Origin of the sequence: Luteibacter sp. dw_328, assembly GCF_018449605.1 — a bacterium.
Lineage (GTDB): Bacteria > Pseudomonadota > Gammaproteobacteria > Xanthomonadales > Rhodanobacteraceae > Luteibacter.
The window spans coordinates 25,259-50,593 of record NZ_JAAVUW010000006.1 but is presented as its reverse complement, the minus strand read 5'-3'; the positions used below and the strand labels follow the sequence as shown (position 1 = coordinate 50,593).

The window sequence follows — 25,335 nt, the reverse complement described above, 5'->3', positions numbered from 1 at the left end:
GGCAAGATGAGCGATTATCGGAACGGCCTTGGAAAAGGTGTCGTCTCCGTCCTGTTCGCGACGTGGCTGGGAACAGCCGGGATCGCGTACGCCGACACCACGCTCACCATCGGCACGGTGAACAACGCGGACATGGTGCGCATGCAGGCGCTCTCGTCCGAGTACGAGAAGAGCCACCCGGGCGTGCACCTGAACTGGGTCGTGCTCGAAGAGAACACCCTTCGGCAGCGCCTGACCACGGACATCGCCACACATGGCGGACAGTTCGACGTCATCACCATCGGCGCGTACGAGGCACCGCTATGGGGCGCGCAGAAATGGCTCAAGCCGCTGGATAACCTTCCTGCCGACTACGATACCAACGACATCTTCAAGAACGTGCGCGAGCAGCTGACGGTCGATAACCATCTCTACGCCGTGCCTTTCTACGCCGAAGCCAGCATCACGTACTTCCGCACGGACCTGTTCGCCAAGGCGAACCTGACCATGCCTGCCGAGCCCACCTGGGATCAGATCGGTGGCTTCGCGCAGAAACTGCACGATCCCGATCACGGCGTGTACGGCATATGCCTGCGTGGCAAGGCTGGCTGGGGCGAGAACATGGCCCTGCTCGGCACCGTCGTCAACAGCTATGGCGGGCGCTGGTTCGATGAGCAATGGCATCCGCAGATCGACACGCCGGAGTGGCACAAGGCGGTCAATTTCTATGTCGACCTGCTGAAGCATTACGGCCCACCGGGCCCCTCCGATAACGGCTTCAACGAGAACCTCGCGCTCTTCGCTTCCGGCAAATGCGCCATGTGGGTGGACGCGAGCGTCGGCGGCGGCACCGTCACCGATCCGAAGGAGAGCAAGGTCGTCGGCAACGTCGGCTTCGCACGCTCGCCCCATGAGGTGACCGATCGCGGTTCGTCGTGGTTGTGGGTCTGGTCGCTGGCCATCCCGGACAGCACCAGGCAGCCGGATGCAGCGCGCGAGTTCATCCTCTGGGCCACCTCCAAGCCGTACTTGAAGCTGGTCGCCGAGAAGTACGGCGCTCAGGCCACGCCGCCGGGCACGCGTGAGTCCACGTATGCCAACCCGGCGTACATGACGGCGGCGCCGTTCGCCAAGGTGACGTACGACTCGCTAAAGGCCGTCGACCCGTCGCATCCGACGCTCAAGCCGGTGCCATACAAGGGCATCCAGATCGTCTCGATTCCCGAGTTCCAGGCAGTCGCCACCCTGGTCGGCCGCGAGATCGCCGGCGCCCTGGCCGGTCGCGGCAATGTGGACCAACTGCTGCACACCGCCGACGCCGCCGTCAGCCGCACCATGAAGCGTGCCGGCTACTACGACCAGAAACCGGTCATCTCGAAGGAGCCGCCGAAATGAGCGCGCGTATCCGCAAACGCCCGGAGCGGCTGCTCGCCCAGCCCGCGATCATCATGTTGCTGGTGTGGATGATCGTGCCACTGGCGATGACGCTTTACTTCTCCACGCAGTACTACAACCTGCTGTATCCCGGTAAATCGGCCTTCGTCGGGCTGGAGAACTTCGCTTACTTCTTTACCTACCCGAGCTTCTGGACCTCGATACTCAACACCATCATCCTGGTCGGCAGCGTCCTTGTCGTCACTGTCGTCGGTGGCGTGCTTATCAGCGTGTTGGTGGACGAGACCTTCCCCGGCCAGGGCATCGTGAGGATGCTGCTCATCTCGCCATTCTTCATCATGCCCACCGTCGCCGCACTGGTATGGAAGAACCTGCTGATGAATCCCGTCTCGGGCTTCCTCGCCTGGGTGTGGAAGCTGTTCGGCGCCACGCCGGTGAACTGGTTCGCCGACTGGCCGCTGTTCTCCATCATCACGGTGGTGTCGTGGGAATGGTTGCCCTTCGCCATCCTCATCTTCGTCACCGCGCTGCAGTCGCTCGACCGCGAGCAGATGGAAGCGGCACGCATGGACGGCGCACGTGGCTTCGCGATCTTCCGTTACCTCACCCTGCCCCACCTCGCACGGCCCATCGCCGTGGTGGTGATGGTCGAGGCCATCTTCCTGCTCAACATCTTCGCCGAGATCTTCGTCACGACGAACGGCGGTCCGGGCGATGCGACGACGAACGTGCCGTACCTGGTCTACACGCAGGCCCTGCTCGAGTTCGACGTGGGCGCGGCTTCGGCCGGTGGCCTGGTGGCCGTGGTGCTCGCCAACATCATGGCGGTGTTCCTCATCCGCCTGATCGGCAAGTCGCTGACCGAGAAGACCTGAGGAGCAACGACATGACCCGGCGCAAACACAATCAAACCGCCCGCACGATCCGCATCATCGCTTCATGGATCGTCGCGATCGTCGTCTTCTTTCCCATCCTCTGGATGCTGCTGACCAGCTTCAAGTCCGAGCTCGACGCCTTCAGCATGCCGCCGCATTTCTTCTTCACGCCCACGCTGGAGAACTACGAGCAGATCCTCGCGCGCGCCAACTATTTGCACTACGCATGGAACTCCATCGTTACCGCGGGCGGCGCGACCATCCTCGGCATGATCGTCGCGGTACCGGCCGCCTATGCCTTCGCCTACCACCCGACACTGAAGACCAAGAACATCCTGCTGTGGATGCTCTCGACGAAGATGCTGCCCAGCGTGGGTGTACTCGTACCGATCTACCTGATCTGCCGCGACCTCAACATGCTCGATTCGAAGACGGCGCTGATCATCATCTTCGCGCTGATCAACCTGCCGATCATGGTCTGGATGATCTACACCTACTTCCGCGACATTCCGTACGACATCCTCGAAGCGGCACGGATGGATGGCGCCAGCACGGGTCAGACGATGTTCCGCGTGCTGATTCCGGTCAGTCGCGGTGGCCTCGCCTCCACCGCGCTGCTCTGCCTGATCCTGTCGTGGAACGAGGCCTTCTGGTCGCTCAACCTCACCACCGCCAGCGCCGCGCCCCTGACCGCGCTGGTGGCCTCATTCTCGAGTCCCGAGGGGCTGTTCTGGGCGAAGTTGTCCGCCGTGTCGACCCTGGCCTGCGCACCGATCCTGGTGCTCGGCTGGCTGTCGCAGCGCCAGCTCGTCCGCGGCCTCACCTTCGGCGCAGTCAAATAGGAGTCGCTCATGTCCCGTCTGGAAATCCGTTCGCTGCGCAAATCGTTCGAGGGCGTCGAGGTCATCAAGGGCATCGACCTGGTCGTTGAGGACCGCGAGTTCTGCGTGTTCCTTGGCCCCTCCGGCTGCGGCAAGTCCACCACGCTGCGCCTGATCGCCGGCCTCGAAGAGGCTGACGAGGGGCAGATCCTTCTCGATAAGGACGACATCACCGACCGCGCCGTCGACAAGCGCGATCTGGCCATGGTGTTCCAGAGTTACGCGCTGTACCCGCACATGACCGTGCGCGAGAACATGTCGTTCGCACTGAGGCTGGCGAAGATGGACCAGCGCGCGATCGACGAGAAGCTCGGCCGGGCGACGAAGATTCTCGCGCTGGAACCTTACCTCGACCGCAAACCCTCGGCGTTGTCGGGCGGGCAGCGCCAGCGCGTGGCGATCGGACGTGCCATCACCCGCGAGCCGCGCGTGTTCCTCTTCGACGAGCCGCTGTCAAACCTCGATGCCGCACTGCGTGCGGCAACGCGACTGGAAATCGCGCGGCTGCATCAGGAACTGAATGCGACGATGATCTATGTCACGCACGACCAGGTCGAAGCGATGACGTTGGCCGATCGCATTGCCATCTTCAACGAAGGCCGCATTGCGCAGATCGGCAAGCCCATGGAGCTGTACCACCATCCGGTGAACAAGTTCGTGGCCGGCTTCCTCGGCATGCCACAGATGAATTTCTTCGAGGCCACGGTCGAAGGCGGCAACGTGCGCCTCGACAATGGCAACAACGTGACCATTCCCGGTGCCAGCCAGTTGAATGGCAAGGTCACCATTGGCATCCGGCCCGAGCATCTTCGCGTCTGCGACGGTGACGGCACCGGCGAAACGGTTAGCGGCAAGCTCTCGGTCGTCGAGCGCCTTGGCAGCGAGACGTATGCCTATGTGGATGTGCCGCAGGTCGGCTCGATCACCGTGCGTGCCGACGGCGATTTCGAGCGGCGCGCGGGACGCGACATCTGCATTCGTCTCGACCTCACGCACGCCCACGTGTTCGACGCCTCCGGCGCCGCCATCCATCATCCCTGAGACCGCCTCATGTCTGTCCCCCTAGGCAACGCCACACTCGACCGCCTTCCCCAGGGCGTCGATGCACCGCCCTTCGATCGCACGAAGGTCACCGCCGGCATCGCGCACATCGGTATCGGTGCTTTTCACCGTGCGCACCTGGCCATCTACACCAACCACGTCCTGGCCGATGTCGACATGCACGGATGGGGCATCCTTGGCATCAACCTTCTCGAGCACGATCGCCCGCTGGCGGAGGCACTCAAGGCGCAAGGCGGCCTGTACTCGGTCAGTGAATTCGATCCACGCGGCGTGCGGAAGACCCACGTCGTCGGCGCGATGGTCGAATACCTGTATGCGCCAGACGACGGTGACGCCGTGCTCAAACGCCTGGCAGACCCGGCCATTCGCATCGTCTCGCTGACGATTACCGAGGGCGGTTACCTGATCGACGAGCACGGCACGTTCCGCCTCAACGATGAAACGGTGGCGCACGACTTGAAACACCCCGACGCACCCAGGGGCGTCTTCGGCTTCATCGTCGGCGCGCTCGAGTCACGGCGCAAGGCTGGCGTCGCACCGTTCACCGTCATGTCCTGCGACAACCTGCGCCACAATGGCTCGCAGGCGAAGAAGGCGGTGCTCGCGTTCGCCAACGCGCGCTCGAAGGAACTGGCCGACTGGATCGACGAGGAAGTGGATTTCCCCAACGGCATGGTCGACCGCATCACGCCGGCGACCACGCCGGAGGTACGCGACCAGCTCAATGCCGCCACCGGCCTCGACGACAAGGCACCCGTCGTCTGCGAAGACTTCATCCAGTGGGTGCTTGAAGACAAGTTTCGTCAGGGCCGCCCGGCCTGGGAACGTCACGGTGTGCAGATCGTCGACGACGTCTCGCCGTATGAAGACGCGAAGATCCGCCTGCTCAATGGCTCGCACCAGATGCTCTCCTACCCGGCCTTCCTTTCCGGGCATCGGCAGGTCGACGTGGCGGTGAGGGATCCGCTGTTCAACACGTATCTGACAGACTTCCTCAACGAGGACGCCGGCGTCTGGCTCACGTCGCTCCCCGGCATGGATCTTGACCCGTACAAGAAGAAGCTGCTCGATCGTTTCAGCAACGCCTCCATCGCGGACCAGCTCGACCGCTTGTGCCTGGACGGCGGTTCGAAGATCCCCGGCTTCCTCGGCCCGACGATCACCGCCTGCCTGGAGAACGGCAAGGATGCGCGACGCCTGGCTTTCCTGCTCGCCGCCTTCGACCGCTATGTGCGGGTGGGCAAGGACGACCACGGCGAGGCTTATTCGCTGCGGGAGCCCAACGCGATGCGACTGGTTCAGCCACTCATCGACAGCGGCTCAAAGGACACCCTGATCGAAAGCGTGGAGCTGGTCGGCCCGCTCCCCGCGAAGGACAGACGCTTCCGCAAGCAGTACGACATCTATGTAACGTCTCTGGAAAAGAAGGGCGTGCGCGCGACGCTGGAGAACCTCGATGCCCTCGTCGACTAAAGGGTAACGGTATCGTCGCAGGCGCTTCACCGCCTCGAACCTACGTTGGATGCCTTCCCCGTAGTCGAGTGAGGTTCCCGCCGATGCCGTACAACCCGAGCAATCCGCAACCGCCCTTCGCCGAGCCGGGCAAGAACCGCCCGGATAGCGAGATCCGCAAGCCCGGCAGCTATAAGCCCGAGTACGATGCGGACCCCGAACCGCCTGAGGACAATGATCCCATTGAGCCGCTCAAGCGTTGATGTGTTTCCCAGGGCGCCGAAAGGCGCCCTTTTTTTGGCTAGACTTCCCCGCATGAGCCCCCCACCCAAGAAGCCCCAGCCGCGGCGCACGGCGCCGCCGTCCGCGCGCAAGGTCGCCCCGCCGAAGCCCGTCGCCCGGCCCGCCGATGCTTCGACCACGGCCGAGCGCGTGCTTGCCTTCCTTCTGAACGGCCTGCCGCCGGCGCGACGCGAGAAGATCCACGCGTACCTCGTGCTCACCCGCATGGACCGGCCCATCGGCGCCCTGCTGCTGCTCTGGCCGACCTGGTGGGCGCTGTGGCTGGCAGCGAAGGATTTTCCGCCGATCGGTTCGCTGCTCATCTTCACCCTGGGCGTGTTCGCCATGCGCTCGGCCGGCTGCGCGATCAACGACTATGCGGACCGCAAGCTTGACCCCCAGGTAGCGCGCACCGCAGGCCGGCCGATCGCCAGCGGGCGGGTCACGCCGCGCGAGGCGCTGTACGTCTTCGCCGGATTGCTGGTTTTCTCGTTCCTGCTGGTGCTGTTGACCAACCGGTTGACCATCCTGCTTTCGTTCGGCGGTGCCGCGCTGGCTGCCATCTATCCGTTCTGCAAGCGCTACACCAACCTGCCGCAGGTGGTACTCGGTGCCGCGTTCGGCTGGTCCATCCCGATGGCATTCGCCGCGGTGACCAACAGCGTGCCGCCCGTCGCCTGGCTCCTCTTCATCGGCAATATCCTGTGGTCGGTGATCTACGACACCGAATACGCCATGGTCGATCGCGAGGAAGACATCAAGGCCGGTGCGAAGTCCACCGCGATTCTTTTCGCCGATGCGGACCTCGTCATCATCGGCATCCTGATGGGTACCTTCCTGCTCACAATGTTGCTGGTCGGTACGCGGTCGGCGCTGGGCTGGCCTTACTGGCTCGGTCTTGCCGCCACGGCCGGCCTGTTCGCGTACCAGCAATGGCTGATGCGCGACCGCGCACGCGATGCGTGCCTTCGGGCGTTCCGCCACAACAACTGGGTCGGCCTCGCTCTATGGCTCGGCATCGTGATCGCGCTGGCTCTGTGACTCAGGAGCCCGGCGTGCCGGGGGTTCCGAACTGCCGCCGCCACGCGTAGGCGACCAGATGCCAGGGATGAAACACGAAGCTCAGGCTGTGATCGCCCGCGGGCACACAGACCGCGCGGAACATGCCGTTGGCCCGGTGCACCGCAAGGGGTATGCCGTCCAGTTCCGCCTCCCATCCGGGATAGTCGAGCTCTCCCGCCACGACCCACCCCGCTTCGGTCGAGCGGGTCAACAGATCGATGCGCGTATGCGTGCTGGCACGGACACGCGCATCCACGATGCCACCGCATGAGAGCGAGGTGGCGCGCCCCACCACGAAGTCATCGTTGTCTCGGGGGGTCAGCCAGAGCGTCGTTGCGAAGTCGGTCGCTTCGAAGTCGGACACAGCCGGCCATTCATCCACGGCCAGCGATCGCGACAGGGTCGGGTTGAGAAAGCGCGGGTAGGCCGTCTCGCGGCGCCAGATGTCGACATCCCTGCCCGCCTGCACCATGTGGTGCTGAGGCGGTGGCGTATATGGCGGCAGGTCGGTGCGATGCCCGACCACCACATAGCGGACACCGAGCAGATCATCCAGCCGGTTCGTCGGACTGACGTTGTACGGCACCCCCACGGCCGGCACGCTGCTGCTCTCTCGCGGCCCGTACCAGGTTTCATACAGCGCATAACGCAGGGGGTTGTATCCCTGCGTGGACGACATGCCCGTGACGATGACCGTGTTGTCCCAGTTTGTATTCGTGTTCGTGGTGGTGATCCGATCGGCCATGCCGACCTGGCCGGATGAGAGCTGCTGGGACAGATAGCGCACGGCGGGATGGCGTGCGAAACGCGCAGCACCGTCGCCGCCCTCGTTGAAGGTGCCATTGAGGTTTAAGCTGCGGTAGTCCGCAACGAGCACCGCCATCAACCAGACGGCGGCGCGCCAGTCGCTGCCGGGTTTTCGCAGCCGCCAGAGGGCAAAGGCGGCGACCGCCACGCAGACGAAGGAACTGCCGTGATGCATCGACGCGGCCAGGACAGCCAGCCAGGCCGTCGCAACGACCAGCAGGACGGTGAGCTCGCGGCGTGACTGCAGGTCGATCCGGCTGGCAGCGATGCCGCTGACGAAGGCTAGGGCAAAGTTGAGCAGGTAGGCCGCATCGGCGGGGCGCCGAAAGTGAACCAGCCCGGGCAACCAGGCATAGAGCCAGCCGTACAGCGGCGTGTGGGTTCCGAGCATGTAGAGGCTGGCAGCGACCGCCACGGCACCGAAGAACACCAGGGTCCGACGGGTCGCGCCGTCCGACCATGCGCGCTTCAGCCCGAACAACGCCAGAAGCGGCACGACGCCGATATAGAGGAAGCCCTCGATCACGTCGACGGGCGAGTGCGCCAGGTCACGCTGCGCGTTGAACGCATTGGGATGGACGAGAAAGGCGAAGGTACGCAGATCGAGCGAGCCGACCGTCGCGAACGAGAGGGGCAATGCGTTCCGGTTCGACAGGCTCATCGCCGCCCAGCTGAAAGCCAGCTGCGGCAGACCCACGACGAGGGCGACGACCAGGGCCACCGCCATGGCCATGGCCAGCGCCCGACGCTGCGCGACCGTGACGGCGGACCACTGGCGCACGACCGCCACGGCGCCGTAGGCGGCGATCATCAGGACGAACAGGTAAGTCACCTGGACCAGCTGGGTCACCATCGCACCGGCGGCGAAGCCCAACAGGCAGCCGAACCCGATCGACGGCCGGGAAAGCAGGTAGCGAAGAGCCAGCAGTACGACGGGAACGTAGGCGTAGGCAATGACGATCGGCGTGTGCTCCAGCCGGGAAGCCGCCACGCCACCGGCCATGAAAACCGTCGCCCCGACCAGACACCCCAGTGCATTGGCACCGTGCCTGCGAAGGAGGTCGAGCATGGCCGCACCACCGAGGAGGAGATGCAGGAGCACGCCCCAACAGAACCAGACGGCACCGGGCTCTGCGCGCAACACCATCCAGGCCATCAGGAGCGGCGAAAACATCATCCCCTGGGGATCGCCGATCTGGGCGTAACCGCCGTAGATATACGGGTTCCACCAGGGCCATTGGCCGCTACGCAGGGCATGCGCGTTGAAATACACCGTGGGATAGAACTGATCGATGGCATCCCAGGGGAGCACCCGCCCCATGAACAGCACATTGAAATTCAGCAGCACCCAGACGACGCAAAGGGCCAGCAGCAGGCGGCGGTAGGAGGTGGTCTCGGGGATCAAGGCGGCGCGCCGGCGCTCAAGGGGGGGCGGCGGGAGTGTATAGGATCTTGCGACAGCCTCAGATTTCTGCGCGCACCGCTCCGTACCGGGCCCGGTCGCCTCACCCGCACCCGCTCTGTGATCGTCGTCACGCTGTGAGCGTCCCATGACGATTTATCACGATTGAAACCGCATGGTCATGCGAGGTGAGTCGATCCGTCATGAGTAACGCATAAGTTCCTACGGGTTGTGTTGCCCCCTCCCCGGAGCGTTAGCCCATGTTGCGTACCAAGCCCCTCCACCGCGCTATTCGTGCGGTGCTAGCCGCTGCTTTGCTCGTCGCCGCCGCCTCGACTGCCCACGCCGACGACACGCCGCCGCAGAAGAAAACCACCGATCTCGACAACGTGGTGGTGACTGCCCGCTCGGGCATCGAGACCCGCACCAAGGCCGAGACGAGCTACTCCATCACCACCATCGACGAAGATCGCCTGCGCATGCAGGCGCCGACGAGCGTCACCGAGGCGGTCAAGTCGGTGCCGGGATTCTGGGTGGAATCCTCCGGCGGCGAGGCCTCGGGCAACATCCGTGCGCGCGGCATCCCGGTGGACGGCTACGGCTCGGTCACCCTGCTCGAAGACGGTATTCCCGTGCAGCACGATCCCGCCCTGGGCTACCTCAACGCCGACCAGGTGTTTCGCCTCGACGAAACCATCGAGCGCGTCGAAGTCGTCCGTGGCGGCCCATCGTCGATCTTCTATTCGAACGCACCGGCAGGCGCGATCAACTTCATTCCGCGCCAGGCTGGCGACACCCCCGAGGGACTGATCAAGTACACGGTGGGTAACTATTCGTTGAACCGCCTGGACTTCTGGTACGGCACGCCCATTGGCGGCGGTTGGAAGCTGGGTGTCGGTGGCTTCTGGCGCGTAGATGACGGCCAGCGCAACCCGGGCTACCGGGCCAACGACGGCGGCCAGCTGCGCGCCACGCTGTCGAAGAAGCTCGAGAACGGCGATATCAGCTTCGACGTGAAGCACATGGACGACAAGGTGGCCCTGTACCTCGGCGTGCCGATGCGAACCAATGGCAACGGCGACATTCGTGCCGTGCCGGGTTTCAACGGCAACTACGGCACGCTGGCAGGCCCGGAGACCGAACACCTGCAGATGCGCGAGGGCGACGGCAGCCTCTACAACTTCGACAATAGCGAAGGCACCCACGTCAAACGCACGCAGGTATCGTTCAAGTTCGATCACGACCTCGGCGACGACTGGAAGCTGGCCGAGTCCATGCGCTACAACACCACGGATACGCAGCGTAATGGCGTTTTTCCCAACGCATTGCAGAGTGCATCGTCGTTCATCACGCAGGACAGCAAGCGCCTTTCGCTCATACCGGGCGCCACCGCGCTGCAGTTCCGCTACGTGGACAACCCGGGCCAGGTGTTCAACACGGCCAACCAGAACGGTAACGGCCTTGTTCTCACCGACGGCCTGCGCGGCGTGACGATGCCGGTGAACGAGTTCATCAACGACACGCGTGTCCTGCGCCAGTTCGAGTTCGGCGAGCAGACGCACGATGTCACCTTCGGCTACTACCACGCGAACTTCCAGCAGGACTTCGACCGCTATTCGTCCACCGTGCTGACGGATGTGCGTGACAACGCGCACCTAATCGATCTGGTTGGCGTGGACCCGAACGGAAACGTCGTCGGCTCGCTGACCGATCACGGCGTATACCGTTACGGTTACGAGTGGGAACACGCAAGCGGCAAGTCCAGCACCAATGCGGCCTATGTCTCCGATGAGTGGACCATCACGCCGGAGCTGCGCATCGACGGCGGCTTGCGCTACGAACGGGTCAACGTGCAGGGCTATACCGAAGGCAAGCAGACGGTGGACATCGGCGGCTCGCCGGCGGCGGCCTCCGTGCTCACCGGCAACGGCCAGTTCACCCACTACGACCAGACATTTTCCAAGACCGGCTGGACGCTCGGCGCCAACTGGCAATTCTCGCCGCGCCAGGGTCTGTTCGCGCGTTGGACGTCGGCCTTCCGCCTGCCCAACCTGAGCACCTACATCACCAGCCCGACCGCCACGCCGCTGCTGCAGACGATGGATCTGGCCGAAACCGGCTGGAAGTTCAGCGACCGCTACATGGACCTGTATGCGACGGCGTTCTACACGAAGTACGACAACGTCAGCTTCACCAACAACGTCTTCGATCGCGCCGGCAACACGTCCACGCCGCAGACCGGCTTCGCGAGCACCAAGACCTACGGCCTCGAGCTCGAAGGCACGCTGTACCCGACCAAGTGGTTCGACGTGCAGTTCAACGCGACACTGCAGGATCCGAAGTACAAGGGCCTGTCGTATACGGACAACGTCAACAATGGTCCGGTGTTGCGCGACTATGACGACAACCAGCTGATCCGCGTGCCCAAGATGAGTTACCGCGTGGTACCTGGCGTGAACCTGATGGAAGGCAAGCTCCGCCTGCAGATGTCGTACGAGCACGAAGGCAAGCGCTTCGTCGACACCGCCAACTCGGTCGTCCTGCCGTCGTACCACGTCGTCGGCGCCAGCGCTCGCTACGACGCCACCCCGGAGCTGTCGCTGTATCTCTACGCCGACAACATCTTCAACTCGCTCGGCCTGACCGAAGGCAACCCGCGTGCCGGTGAATTGGCGAGCTCCGATGCCGGCGCCAACACCTTTATCGCGCGCCCGCTGCTCGGCCGCTCGTTCCGCGCCGCCGTGATGTACCGCTTCTGATGCGCGGACTCATTGCCCTGCTGTTGACCTGCTTCGCTGCCACCGTGGCGGCGGAGCGGGCGCCCGACCTCGTGCTTCGCGGCGCGTTGTCGGGAAAGGACCAGCACACCTATCGCGAAGTGCCGTTCAATGTACCGAAAGGCACGACGCGAATCACCATCGATGTCGCCTACACCGGCCGCGAGGAGAAGACGACCATCGACCTCGGCCTGCTGGGCCCCACTGGCTTCACGGGACAAGATGGTTTTCGCGGGTGGAGTGGCGGAAGCAAGCGTCGCTTCACGGTCTCCGCGACGGATGCCACGGCGTCGTTCCTGCCGGGTGTGATCGAACCGGGCAAGTGGCGACTGCTGCTGGGTATTCCGAACATTCGCCCTGCCTCGACGGCGACGTATACGGCGCAGGTATGGTTGTCGCGCGATGACGAAGGTTTCGGTCCGGAACATGGGCTCTCTGCGCCACTCAATCCCGAAGCTCGCTGGTACCGCGGCGACCTTCACATGCATACGGCGCACAGCGATGGCGGCTGTCCCAACGCATCGGGGACGAAGAAGGTGCCCTGCCCGCTGTTCCTCACCGTCGCCAACGCGGCAAGGCGCGGTCTCGAGTTCATCGCTATCTCCGAACACAACACCATGTCGCAGGTGTCGGAGATGCGCGAGCTGCAACCGTATTTCGACACCATGCTGATGATCCCGGCACGCGAGATCACCACCTTCGAAGGCCATGCGAATCTGTTCGGCGTGTCGCGACCGCTCGACTTCCGCGTCGGCAGCGGCAGCGTGCCCGACTGGAACGCACTACTGGCCGACGTCGCGAAAGCCCGCGGCGTGATCTCGATCAACCACCCGCGCCGCCCGAACGACGAGACTTGCATGGGTTGTGGCTTCACGCCGCATAACGTCGTCGACATGCACGGCTTCCAGGCCATCGAGGCCGTCAACGGTGGCGATGCGGAGCGAGCGGACAGCGGCATCCCGTTCTGGGAGGCGCAGCTCGATGCGGGCCTGCATATCACCGGCATCGGCGGTAGCGACAGTCACGATGGCAGCGACGCGCCGCGGGATACGTTCGCTGGACGCATCGGCTCGCCGACCACCGTGGTGCATTCGCGGGAGCTGTCGATGGAGGGCATCCTCGACGGCATTCGTGCGGGGCATGTGTTCGTCGATGTGGAAGGTACACGTGATCGGTCGCTGGAGATCCAGGCGACCGCGGGCTCGAAGACAGTGGAAATGGGTGACGCGCTGGCTGTTGCAAAGGGAGCGTCAGTGCATGTGGTCGTGCACACCTCGGCACTCGGCGGTCGACCGCTGCGCGTGCTCGACAACGGCAAGCCGATCGATCTCGCTGGGCATGACCTCATCCCGAAGAGTGGCGAGCTGGCGTTCGAATGGACGAGCGACGGCAAGCCGCACTGGCTGCGCGTGGATGTGCGCTCAGCCGAAGGCAAGCTGCTGATACTCGGCAATCCCTTGTACATCAATCACTGACGACCGCCGGGCAAGGGCGTGCGCGCCAGCGCCCAGACATCCACCCGTTCGATTCCCACGGCAAGCAGTGCCTTAGTGCATTCGATGAGGGTGGCCCCGGTGGTCATGACATCGTCGACGATCGCGACATGCTTTTGCACCGGTACGCGGCGTACGGCAAAGGCGCCGCGTACGTTGCCGAGGCGTGCGGCGGCGTCGAGCTCGGATTGAGCGTCGGTGCGGCGTGCTCGATAGAGAACGTCGTGGTTAACGGGGACGCGATAGCGCCTGCCCATCGGTCGCGCCAGCTCGAGTGCCTGGTTGTAACCGCGCGAACGCAGGCGACTCAGGTGCAACGGGACAGGTAACAGCAGTTCGGGCACCGACGGCGGTGGGCCTGCATCCATCCAGGCATCGGCGAGCACGCGGCCCGCGGCAAGGCTGCCGGCGAACTTGAAGCGCGTTTCGAGCGAGTCCAGCGGCCACCCGTATTCGTACGGCACCCAGAGGTCAGCCCAGGGACGCGATGCCATCCGGCATGCATCGCATTCGGCAATCGGCGTGGGTAGCGGAAGCGCGCAACGTCCACAGCAGGCGAGGTTGCGCGGCAAGGCGGCGTAACAGGCGCGGCAGAGTTCACGCGCCTCATTACCCTGGTCACCGCAGACCAGGCATCGCGGCGGGAGGACGAAACGGCCGGCCGCCGCGATCCATCGAGTGAAGCGGGACGCGTCCATGCGTCGGCGAATCGATCAGTCGCGCCGGCGGAACATGGCCGCATCGACGATCGACCACAGATGGATGATCCAGCCAAGCCAGATCACCCACAGAACAGCGGCCAGCACGAACATGAACAGTGCCTTGAAAACGCGCCCCTGCACCAGCTGACCGAGGCCGGGGATGACGCAACTGCAGATTGCGGCAAGTACGTTGCCGCCGCTGCCTTGTCCATCGCTCATGTGGAATCCTCCTGTGTGGACGACTTCATAGTAATTGAGTATCCGGGAGCACGCCGTTTGCCGTTGACCGGCCGTTAAGTTTGGCGACACGCCCCTCTGCGTCATCACGCCGATCGCTTCGAGGGCCAGTGCCATTCGTCTACAGTCCACCGCGTCGGATTCGTGGACGAAGTCATCCGCGCGATTTTTCAGAATCCTCCTAGAGCCAACGCTGCATGGGCGTTGCTATCGTCCGCTTCCCACGCACCCCGACCTTCGACGCACACCGGCGTGAAGGCGCGGCTTACGGGTGAGCCTGCTAGTGCGTTCAGAATGGCAATGCGCGCTTGCGACCGTCGCGCCAGGACGACTAGGCAGCCGTGGACGAAATATTTGATGTCATCACCGGTAGGTCATACGGCATTGCTCACCTCAGGACCAAGGTAATTTCGTACCGCCTACTGCTTGATAAGCAGCAGGTGTCGGTGGACCTGCACGTGTACTACGCCAATCACTGCTATACCCGCTCGCGAACAGCTAAGGATCCTGAGGAGGCGGTTCTTTTCCGCGAGTGGAAGAAGGACGACACGCTCGACGAGCGCGTTTTTTTTGCTCACAGCGATACAAATTCTCTCTTCAGCTTCCACGGCTAATTGAAGATCTAAGCCACGCGGTGTGCTATCGAGGCAATGACAACCACGTCTTCTACCGCCTGAAGAGCGACCCGAAGGCCCGGTGCAGTATCAATGGTTGGTACATCTGCAGCCGACTCGATAGCAGCGCAAGACATCAGCAGTTGCGCTTGAATATCCGTAGCGTCCACTACCGCACTAACCAACCCGGCCGAGGGTGATGGGATTCTGAGCGGCAAGGGTGGGTATCGCCGATGAATCGGCTCTACCGTGCGAGGGCGAGCTTGGTCAACTTTTGTGGATAGTCCAAGGTTGACAGTGACCCTGCCGGCGCCGACACTTCGCGCCTTCGCCACGGGAGCCCACCATGACCGCAGCCATCCGCCACGACTGGTCCCGCGAGGAGGTTGAACACCTTTTCGCCCTGCCCTTCAACGACCTGCTCTTCCAGGCGCAGACCGTGCATCGCCAGTACCACGACCCCAATGCGGTCCAGGTGTCGACCCTGCTGTCGATCAAGACCGGCGGCTGCCCTGAGGACTGCGCCTACTGTCCGCAGGCCGCGCGCTACTCCACCGGCGTGAAAGCCGAGAAGCTGATGAGCGTGGAAGCGGTGCTCGAGCGCGCCCAGGCGGCCAAGGACGCCGGCGCCAGCCGCTTCTGCATGGGTGCCGCGTGGCGTTCGCCGAAGGACCGCGACGTGGTCAAGGTGGCCGAGATCGTGGCCGCTGTGAAGGGCCTCGGGCTGCAGACCTGCGCGACGCTCGGCATGCTGTCCCAGCCGCAGGCCGACACGCTCAAGGCCGCCGGCCTGGACTTCTACAACCACAACCTGGATACCGCGCCGGAGTTCTACGGTGAAATCATCCAGACGCGCGAGTTCCAGGACCGTCTGGACACCCTCGACCACGTGCGCCAGGCCGGCCTGAAGACCTGCTGCGGCGGCATCGTCGGCATGGGCGAATCGCGTTCGCAGCGCGCCGGGCTGATCACGACCCTGGCGAACCTGCCCGAGCATCCCGAATCCGTGCCGATCAACCGGCTGGTCCAGGTCGCCGGCACGCCGCTGGCCGGCACCGAAGCGCTCGATCCCTTCGAATTCGTGCGCAGTATCGCGGTCGCGCGCATCGTCATGCCTGCCTCCGTCGTGCGTCTCTCCGCGGGCCGCGAGTCGATGGACGATGCCCTGCAGGCGCTGTGCTTCGCTGCGGGCGCCAATTCGATCTTCTACGGCGAGAAGCTGCTGACCACGGGCAACCCGGACGTGGAGCACGACCGCCGTCTGTTCGAACGCCTCGGCCTCAAGCCGATGGAAGTCGAGATCGAGCCGGGCACGGTTCACGCGGACATCGTCGAACGCGCCGACGCGGCGTGAGCCGGCCGGACCTCCGTGCCCGTGTGGAAGCCGCGCGGGCACAACGCGAGCGGGATGGCTTGTTACGCCGCCCGCGCACGTGCGAGGTCACGCCGGACGGCCAACGTCTCGTCGATGGGCGGACGCTGGTCGATTTCTGCGGCAACGATTATCTCGGCCTCGCCCGTCATCCGGATCTGATGGCGGCGCTAAGTCGTGCGGCGGCCGTCGAAGGCGTCGGCACCGGCGCCGCGCACCTGGTCTCCGGGCACCGCGGTGAACACGCCGCGCTCGAGGAAGAGTTGGCCGACTGGACCGGTCGCGAACGTGCCGTGCTGTTTTCCACGGGTGTGATGGCCAACCTGGGCGCCTTGCAGGCGTTGCTCGGTGCCGGCGGCCTGCCCGGCCGCGGTGACGCGCTTTGCGTGCAGGACCGCCTCAACCACGCCAGCCTCATCGACGGCGCCCAGTTGGCCGGTGCGGAGCTTCGCCGCTATCCGCATGCCGATGCCGAAGCCGCGGCACGGCAGCTGGATGCGCGGCCTGACCACCCGGCCCTGCTTGCCACCGATGGCGTCTTCAGCATGGACGGGGATGTCGCCCCGCTGGCGGCGCTGGCCACGCTCTGCCGGAAACGTCACGCCCTCTTTTACGTCGACGATGCCCACGGCCTCGGTGTGCTGGGCACCCAGGGCGCCGGCAGCGTCGCCGCGGCCGGTCTCGACGCGACGCAGGTGCCGGTGCTGATGGGCACGCTTGGCAAGGCGCTGGGAACGGCGGGAGCCTTCGTTGCAGGCGATGCCGCCCTGACCGAGGCCATCGTCCAGTTCGCGCGCCCTTACATCTACACGACGGCGATGCCGGCCGCCCTGGCGGCGGCGACGCGCGCCTCCCTGCGCCTGGTCCGCGCCGACGCGGACGGACGCCGCGAGCAGCTCGCGGCAAATATCGCCCGGTTCCGCCTGGGCGCCGGTCAGCTCGGGCTACCCGTGATGCCGTCATCGACCGCGATCCAGCCCTTGCTCATCGGTCCGGCCGAGGGCGCCCTGAGCGCCTCGCGAGCCCTGGAAGCCGCCGGCTTCCTCGTGGTCGCCATCCGCCCACCCACCGTGCCGCAGGGCGCCGCCCGGCTGCGGATCACCCTGTCCGCGGCGCATACACCGGACCAGATCGACGCCCTGCTGGATGCCCTGGGCCGCCTCCCCGGACCCGCCGGGACCGCCGCCGTATAATGGGCGGCCGCGTCCCTCCCCCTATGCCCATGTCGATCCTCAACATTTCCGCCTACAAGTTCGTCGGCCTCGACGACCTGGACGCGCTGCGCGCGCGGATGGTCGAGCGCTGCCACGCCCTGGCGCTGAAGGGAACGATCCTGCTCGCGCCGGAGGGCATCAACCTCTTCCTGGCCGCGCCACGCGAAGCGATCGACGCCTTCATGGAATGGCTGCACGAGGATCCGCGCTTCGCCGACATCGCACCAAAGGAGAGCCTCTCCGATGACGTGCCGTTCGGACGCATGCGCGTGCGCCTGAAGAAAGAAATCATCACCATGCGCGCGCCGTCGATTCGTCCCGAAGAAGGACGGGCGCCGCATGTATTGCCGGTGGATCTCCGTCGCTGGCTGGATCAAGGACACGATGACGACGGCCGTCCGGTCGTGCTGGTGGATACGCGCAACGACTACGAAGTAGCGGCTGGCACGTTCGAGAACACGGTCGAATACGGCCTGTCGAGTTTCACCGGTTTTCCCGAAGCCATCGCCGCGGACCGCGCGCGCTTCGACGGCAAGACCGTGGTGTCGTTCTGCACCGGCGGCATCCGCTGCGAGAAGGCGGCCATCCACATGCGCGAGATCGGCATCGACCATGTCTTCCAGCTCGAAGGCGGCATCCTGAAATACTTCGAAGAGGCCGGTGGTGCGCACTGGCGCGGTGACTGCTTCGTTTTCGATGAGCGCGGCGCGGTCGATCCGACGCTCGCGCCGAGCGACGCGCCGTGAGCGGATTGCACGTCGAGCGTCACGGCGATGGCGAGACACCGCTGGTGCTGATCCACGGCTGGGCCATGCACGGCGGCATCCTTGCGCCGCTGGTCGAGGCACTGGCGTCGCGCTACACGATGTACGTGGTCGACCTGCCCGGTCACGGCTACTCCCGCGACTGCGACATCCCGCTCGAACCGCTGGCGTGCGCAAAGGCGATCGCCGCAGTTACCCCGCCGGCGGCATGGCTGGGCTGGTCGCTCGGCGGGCTGGTCGCGCTCACCGCGGCGCTCGACCTGCCCGACCACGTCACCTCCGTCGTCGCCATGTGCTCCACGCCGCGCTTTGTTCGCACCGAAGGCTGGCCTTACGGTAACGACGCGGCCATGGTGGAGAAACTCGCCGCCGACCTGGAAGCCGACTACCACGGCACGCTGGAGCGCTTCATCGCCCTTGAGGCCATGGGCAGTGCCGATCCACGCGCCGAAGCCCGACGTCTCAAGGAAGAAGCCTTCTCTCGCGGCGAACCCGACCCGCGCGTGCTGATGGAAGGCCTTCGCCTGCTCGAAAGCACCGACCTGCGGCCGCGCCTTTCCGAACTGCGTGCGCGAAGCCTCTGGATAGCCGGCCGACGCGACCGCATTGTTCATCCCGAGGCCATGCGTTGGTGCGCCGAGGCGGCTGGCGGCCGCTTCGAAGAAATCGCCCACGCCGGCCACGCCCCCTTCATCGGACACGCCATCGCCGTGGCCGATGTCCTGACGCAGTTCACCGAAGCAGACGCATGAGCGACTTTCATTTCGACCGGACCCGGATCAGGCGTAACTTCGGTCGCGCCGCCGGCACCTACGAGAAGCACGACGCGCTGCAGCGCGAGGTACAGTCGACCCTGGTCGACCGTCTCGACATGTATGAGCAGGTGCCCGAGGTCATCCTCGATGTGGGTGCGGGTACCGGCCGGGGCAGCGCTGCACTGAAGAAGCGCTATCCGAAGGCCCAGGTGATCGCGATGGACCTCGCGCTGCCGATGCTGCGTCAGGCCCGACAGCACAGCAGCTGGCTGAAGCCCTTCTCACGCGTCGCCGCCGATGCGTACACGCTGCCGATGCCCGACCACAGTGTCGACATCCTCTTCTCCAATCTTTGCTTCCAATGGTGCGAGGACGTCGGCCGTCTGTTTGCCGAGTGCGCACGCGTACTCAAGCCCGGCGGCCTGCTCACGTTCTCCACGTTCGGCCCCGACACGCTCAGCGAGCTGCGCGCCGCCTGGGCGGAAGCCGACCAGCACGCCCATGTCGCACGCTTCCTGGACATGCACGACGTCGGCGACGCCATGTTGAGCGCCGGCCTGCGTGATCCTGTGTTATTCGCCGAGCGCTACACCCTCACCTACCCCACGCCACGCGCGTTGCTCGACGAATTGCGCGGCCTCGGCGCAAACAACGCCGACGCCGACCGCCAGCGCGGCCTCACCGGCAAGCAGCATTACCGACGCATGCTCGATGCCTACGAGGCGATGCGGAACGAGGGCGTCATTCCCTCGACCTGGGAAGTGGTGACCGCACATGCGTGGGGCCCGCCGGCCGGACAGTCGCGCCGCGAAGGCAGCGGCGAGATTGCGAGCTTCCCCATCGAGAACCTGCGCGGCTCGCGGAGAAAGACGCCCTTCTGATCGACGTCCGTCAGCGGCCCGCGCGGTGCTTACAACCGGGCTCGTGACCGTCGACCATGCCGGTGGCCTGCATCAGCGCATAACAGATGGCCGTGCCCGCGAAGCGAAACCCCCGCTTTTTCAACGTCGCGCTCATGACATCGGACGCATCGCTACGCGAGCGCAGGCCGAACATGTAACGCGGCGGCGTGGAGATAGCTTCGCCATCAACGAGGGCAAAAAGAAACCTCGACAGCGAGCCCTCGCTTTCGATCAACCGGAGTGCCGCCCTCGCATTGCCACGCACCGAGGCGATCTTGAGGCGATGACGAATGATGCCGCGGTCACGACGAACCACGGCGAGTTCGTCGTCAGTCATGGCGGCGATGCGCACCAGGTCGTAATCGTGAAAGGCCCGGCGGTAGTGTTCACGTTTTCCAAGCACCGTTCGCCATGACAAACCGGCCGCCGCCCCGCGCAACGTGATCAATTCGAAGAGATGGCGATCGTCGCGGACCGGCAGCCCCCACTCGGTGTCGTGATAGACGCGTTCAGCGTCGCTCTGCTCGGCCCAGGCGCATCGCATGTCCCGTCTCACACGTCCTGAAGAAGGGACGAGAATAGCCACGCAAAGCGGCTGCGGATGTCCGCTTCAGATAGCGTGGGCCGTGCGAATGCTTACCAGGGAAGGTCGTCCAGATCGACGTTGCCGCCAGTCAATACCGCACCGACGCGTCGTCCCCTGATTCGCTCCGGATGCCGCAGCAAAGCGGCAAGAACGGTCGCGCTCGATGGCTCGACCACGATGCGCAACTCGGACCAGAGCAGGCGCATGGCGGCAATGACTTCGGCATCACTGACACGCAGCACGGTGACGCCCTGCTCGCGCAGGACATGAAAGTTCGGTTCGCCGATCAGTGTTCTCAGCCCGTCGCAAATCGTGTGTGGCGTGAACGGCCCGACACGCTCGTCGGCTTCCAGCGAGCGTGCGGCATCGTCAGCGCCCTCGGGCTCGGCACCGAACAACGTGATGGCAGGGTCGATGCCATGAGCGGCGATCGAACACCCCGAGGCCAACCCACCACCGCCCACGGGAAAGATGATCGTGTCGATCCCGGGAGACTGCCGCAAAAGCTCCGGCACGAGCGTTCCCTGACCTGCCATGACCCGGGAGTCGGCATAGGGATGCACGAGGGTCGCGCCCGTGCTGGCGATCAGTTCGGCGGCTTTCGCCTCGCGCGCGGCCGTCGTCGGCGCGCAACGATGTACGGAAGCGCCTGCCGCGACGATCGCATCCACCTTGGTTTTCACGGCGCCTTCGGGGACGACGACGTGCGCCGTGATCCCGCGCGTGCGCGCCGCCATCGCGAGGGCATTCCCGTGATTGCCTGAGGAGTGGGTGACGACACCGCGTGCGGCGTCTTCGTCGCTCAGTGACCACACGGCGTTGGTCGCGCCGCGAAACTTGAAGGCCCCACCACGCTGCAGGTTCTCGCACTTGAAGACGACCGCCGCGCCGGCCAGTGCGTCGATGCGGTCGCTGCGAAGTACGGGTGTCACCAGCGCATGGGGTGCGATGCGCGCAGCGGCGTCGCGTACGTCGGCGAAGGTCGGCAAGGTCACGTATCGAACTCCACACCGCAGACGAAGCGACGCTCCTGGCCGGCGGCCAGTGTGATCAATGGTGTGCAGTCGTCGCGATTGAAGGCATCCGGCATGCATTCCATCGGTTCCAGCGCCACCGACTTGCGCGCATCGCGGTCGGCGGTGTCCGAAGTGAATACGAGCATGACGCCTCGCTCCTGCCACACGGCGATGCCCGCACCCGTTTTCGGGTCGCGCAGATGCGTGCGCGCCTTGCCATCCGTGTCGAGCTGGAGGTCGGCATAGGTGTGGTTGAGCTCGGTACCACCGATGGGGCGCGCCTTGCGGAAATCGAGCGAACGGTCGGCCTTGTCCATCGCCTGCCAGGCGCTGGTGCCCGGCAAGGGAATGAAATCCTTGTCCGTGGCGATGACCTTGTCCGCGGGCACCTGAAGCTCCCAGGTTTCGATCGGATGATCCGAGAGACGGAAGTACGGATGCCAGCCGAAGAACGTGGGCGCGGCGTGTTCGCCGACATTGCGCGTCTTCGCTTCCACCGTGAGACCGTGCTCGTCGAGGGTGAAGGTCACGCTGAAATCGAGCGCGAACGGGTACCCGGGATTGACGCCCGGGCGGATCGCGTCGGTGACGAGCGTGACCGACGCCTTGATGTCATCGCCATGTTCGCGCTGCACGTCGAACAGCGTTCCGCGGAGGAACCCGTGCCGACTGGCGCGATCGGCGCCGACAGCACCTGGCTGCAAGTCGTAAGTGGTTCCTTCAAAGGTGTAGCGCGAATCGTTAACGCGGTTGGCGAACGGCGTCATGATGGCGAAGCGCGACCCCTTATGTCCGACCAGCTCCTTTTCGTTGCGAAAACCGTCGGTCACGGCGCGCGTCTCGTCGCGCCAGCGGGTCGTGATCGAGAGCACGGTGGCGCCACGCCGGGCGATACGGACCTCGCGATCGGCATCGGCATCGACCAGCACCACCAGCTCGTTGGCGCCCAGGGTGGAGCGCGTCACGGTGAATCGGGACATGGGGAGGCTTCCTTTTGACGAATCCGACCGCATGTTAGCCTGCCTGTCAGACCAGAACATGTGTTGTCTTACCGCCATGAGTGATCGTTCCGACGCCCCCACGTCCGTTATCCGCCTCGCCGACTACCGCCCGCCAGCATGGGCCGTGGAGGAGGTGGCTCTCGAGTTCGACCTCGGTATCGACCACACCGAGGTCACCAGCCGCCTTACCCTGGTGCGGCAGGCCGACGAGCCCATTCGCCTGAACGGTGAAGGCATCGAGTTACTCGAGCTGACCCTGGATGGCCGGCGGCTGGGCGACGGCGAGTACATCCTCGCCAATGGCGTGCTGGAAGTCGCGGTGGACGCCGACCGCTGCATCCTGGGTGCCCGCGTGGCGGTCCGCCCGGCGGAGAACACCGCCTTCGAGGGCCTGTACCTTTCCGGCAGCCGCGATCGCGGTTTCCTGCTGACCCAGTGTGAAGCCGAAGGCTTCCGTCACATCACCTATTTCCCCGATCGGCCCGATGTCCTTTCGAAGTACACGGTGACGCTGCGCGCCGACCGCCAGCGTTTCCCGGTGTTGCTCGCCGGCGGCAATCCGGACGGCGAGGGCGACCTGCCCGATGGCCGTCACTGGGCACGCTTCATGGATCCTCATCCGAAGCCGAGTTACCTGTTCGCCCTGGTCGCGGGACGCCTGGAACGGATCAGCCACGACTACACCACGGCCGATGGCCGCGCGGTGGCGCTGCACATCTGGGCCGAGCCCGATGTCATCGATCGCTGCGACTACGCGATGGACTCCCTCATCCGCAGCATGCAGTGGGACGAGCGCGCGTACGGGCGCAACTACGATCTCGATGTGTTCCACGTCGTCGCCACCCACGACTTCAACATGGGCGCGATGGAGAACAAGGGTCTCAACATCTTCAACGCGAAGTACCTCCTGGCCGATCCGGATTCGAGCACCGATGACGAATACCGCCACGTGGAAGCCGTCGTCGCCCACGAGTATTTCCATAACTGGAGCGGCAACCGCGTCACCTGCCGCGACTGGTTCCAGCTCAGCCTGAAGGAAGGGCTCACGGTGTTCCGCGAGCAGAGCTTCTCGGCAGACATGAATTCGGTCTCGCTCAAGCGCATCGAAGACGTCGCGTTGCTGCGCCGTGCGCAGTTCCCCGAAGATGCCGGTCCGCTGTCGCATCCGGTACGTCCGTCGCAGTACAGCGAGATCAACAACTTCTATACCGCCACCGTGTACGAGAAAGGTTCCGAGCTGGTGCGCATGCTCGCCGGCCATCTCGGCCGCGACGGCTTTCGCAAGGGCATGGACCTCTACTTCGATCGCCACGACGGCGATGCCGCCACGATCGAGGACTTCCTGAAGGCCCTGGGCGACGCCAGTGGCACCGATCTGTCTGCTTATCTGGCGTGGTACAGCCAGGCAGGGACGCCGCGCCTGACCGCTGAAGCGCGCTACGACGCGGCGCAATCGCGCTATCGGCTCACCCTGCGCCAACGCACGCCGGCCAGCGCCGGGCAGACGGTCAAACACGCGCTGCCCATCCCGGTGCGGTTGTCACTGTTCGACGCGACGGGCAAGGCGCTGCCGCTGCGGCTCGAGGGCGAGGCCACGACGGGCGCTGCCGAGCGCACGATCGTGCTCGATGGCGCCGAACGCAGCATCGTCTTCGAAGACATCCACAGCGCGCCGGTCCCCTCGCTGCTACGCGGGTTCTCGGCGCCGGTGATCCTCGAGTTCGACTACGCGCCGGAGGAACTGGGCGTGTTGCTTCGCCACGATCCGGACGGCTTCAACCGCTGGGAAGCCGGGCAGCAACTCGCGGGCCTCGCCTACGACGACTGTCGCGACCGCAAGGTCGACGGTGCGGCTATCGGCGCCTGGACCACGGCGCTTGCCCAACTGTTCGGCGATCCCTCCGTCGAAGACGCGCTGCTCGCCGAACTGCTCACCCCACCGGGTGAGATCGAGCTGGTCGAGCGCCAGCCCGAGCGCGATCCGGACCGCATCCGCGCCAGCCGTCAGGCCATGCTGCGGGCGTTGGCCAGCAAGATCGGCGTCCCTGCGCTGCGCGCGCGTTACGACGTCCTTCGCGCCGCCACCAGCGCATCGCTCGATGCGGCAAGCCAGGCCCAGCGCCAGCTGAAGCGTCGTGTGCTGGACCTGCTTTCGCTGGTCGACGAGAACCACGCCCGCGAGCTGGCTCGCGCGCAGTACGACGAAGCACCCGGCATGACTGACCGCCTGGCGGCGCTGGCCACGCTGGCGACGATCGATCCCGCAGGCGCGGCTCCGGCCTTCGCCCACTTCCGCAAGAAGTACGAGTCGAACGCCCTTGCGCTCGACAAGTGGTTTGCCGTGCAGGCGCAGCTGCCGGGCGAGACGGCCCTGGGGCGTATCCAGACGCTGGAACGCGACGACGCGTTCACGCTGAAGAACCCGAACCGTGTGCAGTCATTGCTTGGCAGCTTCGCGCGGGCCAATCCGAGCGGCTTCCACCGTGCGGACGGCGCGGCCTATCGCTGGCTGGCGGACCGCCTCGTGGCGATCGACGCTCTCAATCCGCAGGTCGCCGCGCGCGTGGCGACGGCCTTCAATGGGTGGAAGCGCCTGGAGCCCCTACGTCGCGAGTCAGCGCATGCCGTGGTTGCGGAACTGGCTGCACGCAAGGATCTGTCGCGCGACCTGACCGATATCCTCGCCCGGGTCGCCCTGGGCTGAGC

The 25,335-nt window shown here is 65.1% G+C and carries 22 protein-coding genes; 16 read left to right on the top strand and 6 right to left on the bottom strand.

All coding sequences use genetic code 11. The features are described 5' to 3' along the window. The first annotated feature begins 6 nt into the window (after positions 1 to 6). The 7 genes from HB634_RS15250 to ubiA all read left to right on the top strand — a co-directional run bounded on the left by HB634_RS15250 (position 7) and on the right by ubiA (position 6,967). Entirely contained in the window at positions 7 to 1,374 is a 1,368-nt protein-coding gene (locus tag HB634_RS15250) for a sugar ABC transporter substrate-binding protein (RefSeq protein WP_255548630.1), read from the top strand. Next, positions 1,371 to 2,249 carry a sugar ABC transporter permease gene (locus HB634_RS15245; protein ID WP_063571366.1) on the top strand — a complete coding sequence of 293 codons (879 nt, stop codon included), beginning with the start codon at positions 1,371 to 1,373 and terminating at the stop codon, positions 2,247 to 2,249. Before HB634_RS15250 ends, HB634_RS15245 begins: the two co-directional genes overlap by 4 nt. A gap of 11 nt (positions 2,250 to 2,260) precedes the next feature. Continuing rightward, entirely contained in the window at positions 2,261 to 3,091 is an 831-nt protein-coding gene (locus tag HB634_RS15240) for a carbohydrate ABC transporter permease (protein WP_063571367.1), read from the top strand. A gap of 9 nt (positions 3,092 to 3,100) precedes the next feature. Continuing rightward, positions 3,101 to 4,171: an ABC transporter ATP-binding protein gene (locus HB634_RS15235; protein WP_063571368.1), complete on the top strand. Its 1,071-nt coding sequence runs from the start codon at positions 3,101 to 3,103 to the stop codon at positions 4,169 to 4,171. A 9-nt stretch (positions 4,172 to 4,180) separates the two neighbouring features. Continuing rightward, positions 4,181 to 5,665, top strand: a complete 1,485-nt coding sequence (locus HB634_RS15230; protein ID WP_213949163.1) for a mannitol dehydrogenase family protein — start codon at positions 4,181 to 4,183, stop codon at positions 5,663 to 5,665. A gap of 83 nt (positions 5,666 to 5,748) precedes the next feature. Further along, positions 5,749 to 5,907, top strand: coding sequence for a hypothetical protein (locus HB634_RS15225; RefSeq protein ID WP_154670741.1), 159 nt, complete (start codon positions 5,749 to 5,751; stop codon positions 5,905 to 5,907). 52 nt (positions 5,908 to 5,959) lie between these two features. After that, positions 5,960 to 6,967 (top strand): 4-hydroxybenzoate octaprenyltransferase, encoded by a 1,008-nt coding sequence (gene ubiA, locus HB634_RS15220; RefSeq protein WP_213949162.1) that lies wholly within the window; start codon positions 5,960 to 5,962, stop codon positions 6,965 to 6,967. Position 6,968: 1 nt separating this feature from the next. Here ubiA and HB634_RS15215 read toward each other — a convergent pair whose 3' ends face one another. Then, the gene (locus HB634_RS15215) at positions 6,969 to 9,200 is read right to left on the bottom strand and encodes a hypothetical protein (RefSeq protein ID WP_213949161.1); all 2,232 of its coding nucleotides are present in this window, start codon (positions 9,198 to 9,200) and stop codon (positions 6,969 to 6,971) included. A 257-nt stretch (positions 9,201 to 9,457) separates the two neighbouring features. Between HB634_RS15215 and HB634_RS15210 the strand changes: the two genes are divergently transcribed. Together HB634_RS15210 and HB634_RS15205 are read left to right on the top strand one after the other, a co-directional pair. Further along, positions 9,458 to 11,956, top strand: coding sequence for a TonB-dependent receptor (locus tag HB634_RS15210; RefSeq protein ID WP_213949160.1), 2,499 nt, complete (start codon positions 9,458 to 9,460; stop codon positions 11,954 to 11,956). After that, complete coding sequence (locus HB634_RS15205) at positions 11,956 to 13,449, top strand: CehA/McbA family metallohydrolase (protein WP_213949159.1); 1,494 nt, start codon at positions 11,956 to 11,958, stop codon at positions 13,447 to 13,449. The genes HB634_RS15210 and HB634_RS15205 overlap by 1 nt, the downstream gene beginning before the upstream one ends. Here the strand turns inward: HB634_RS15205 and HB634_RS15200 are convergent. Further along, complete coding sequence (locus HB634_RS15200; protein WP_213949158.1) at positions 13,443 to 14,165, bottom strand: ComF family protein; 723 nt, start codon at positions 14,163 to 14,165, stop codon at positions 13,443 to 13,445. The two genes, HB634_RS15205 and HB634_RS15200, sit on opposite strands and share 7 nt — an antisense overlap. Positions 14,166 to 14,180: 15 nt before the next feature. Further along, complete coding sequence (locus tag HB634_RS15195; protein ID WP_063572572.1) at positions 14,181 to 14,387, bottom strand: hypothetical protein; 207 nt, start codon at positions 14,385 to 14,387, stop codon at positions 14,181 to 14,183. A gap of 359 nt (positions 14,388 to 14,746) precedes the next feature. On the opposite strand from HB634_RS15195, the gene HB634_RS15190 reads away from it, so the two are divergent. The 6 genes from HB634_RS15190 to bioC all read left to right on the top strand — a co-directional run bounded on the left by HB634_RS15190 (position 14,747) and on the right by bioC (position 20,005). Beyond that, on the top strand, positions 14,747 to 15,019 hold the full coding sequence (locus HB634_RS15190; protein ID WP_213949157.1) for a hypothetical protein: 273 nt from the start codon (positions 14,747 to 14,749) through the stop codon (positions 15,017 to 15,019). A 346-nt stretch (positions 15,020 to 15,365) separates the two neighbouring features. Then, the gene (gene bioB, locus HB634_RS15185; RefSeq protein ID WP_213949156.1) at positions 15,366 to 16,373 is read left to right on the top strand and encodes a biotin synthase BioB; all 1,008 of its coding nucleotides are present in this window, start codon (positions 15,366 to 15,368) and stop codon (positions 16,371 to 16,373) included. Continuing rightward, positions 16,370 to 17,584, top strand: a complete 1,215-nt coding sequence (gene bioF, locus HB634_RS15180) for an 8-amino-7-oxononanoate synthase (RefSeq protein ID WP_213949155.1) — start codon at positions 16,370 to 16,372, stop codon at positions 17,582 to 17,584. Before bioB ends, bioF begins: the two co-directional genes overlap by 4 nt. Before the next feature lie 29 nt (positions 17,585 to 17,613). Further along, on the top strand, positions 17,614 to 18,351 hold the full coding sequence (locus HB634_RS15175; protein ID WP_063572154.1) for a sulfurtransferase: 738 nt from the start codon (positions 17,614 to 17,616) through the stop codon (positions 18,349 to 18,351). Further along, the gene (gene bioH / locus HB634_RS15170) at positions 18,348 to 19,121 is read left to right on the top strand and encodes a pimeloyl-ACP methyl ester esterase BioH (RefSeq protein ID WP_269447978.1); all 774 of its coding nucleotides are present in this window, start codon (positions 18,348 to 18,350) and stop codon (positions 19,119 to 19,121) included. Before HB634_RS15175 ends, bioH begins: the two co-directional genes overlap by 4 nt. Next, the gene (gene bioC, locus HB634_RS15165; RefSeq protein WP_063572153.1) at positions 19,118 to 20,005 is read left to right on the top strand and encodes a malonyl-ACP O-methyltransferase BioC; all 888 of its coding nucleotides are present in this window, start codon (positions 19,118 to 19,120) and stop codon (positions 20,003 to 20,005) included. Before bioH ends, bioC begins: the two co-directional genes overlap by 4 nt. A gap of 10 nt (positions 20,006 to 20,015) precedes the next feature. On the opposite strand, the gene HB634_RS15160 is transcribed toward bioC, so the two are convergent. From HB634_RS15160 to HB634_RS15150, 3 genes are all read right to left on the bottom strand, one after another. Continuing rightward, a complete protein-coding gene (locus HB634_RS15160) occupies positions 20,016 to 20,570 on the bottom strand; it encodes a DNA-3-methyladenine glycosylase I (RefSeq protein WP_063572152.1) in 555 nt (184 codons plus the stop codon). 92 nt (positions 20,571 to 20,662) lie between these two features. Beyond that, a complete protein-coding gene (locus tag HB634_RS15155) occupies positions 20,663 to 21,607 on the bottom strand; it encodes a pyridoxal-phosphate dependent enzyme (RefSeq protein ID WP_063572151.1) in 945 nt (314 codons plus the stop codon). Then, on the bottom strand, positions 21,604 to 22,608 hold the full coding sequence (locus HB634_RS15150; protein ID WP_213949153.1) for an aldose epimerase: 1,005 nt from the start codon (positions 22,606 to 22,608) through the stop codon (positions 21,604 to 21,606). Before HB634_RS15150 ends, HB634_RS15155 begins: the two co-directional genes overlap by 4 nt. A 76-nt stretch (positions 22,609 to 22,684) precedes the next feature. On the opposite strand from HB634_RS15150, the gene pepN reads away from it, so the two are divergent. Then, complete coding sequence (pepN, locus tag HB634_RS15145) at positions 22,685 to 25,333, top strand: aminopeptidase N (protein WP_213949152.1); 2,649 nt, start codon at positions 22,685 to 22,687, stop codon at positions 25,331 to 25,333. The last annotated feature ends 2 nt before the right edge of the window (positions 25,334 to 25,335 follow it).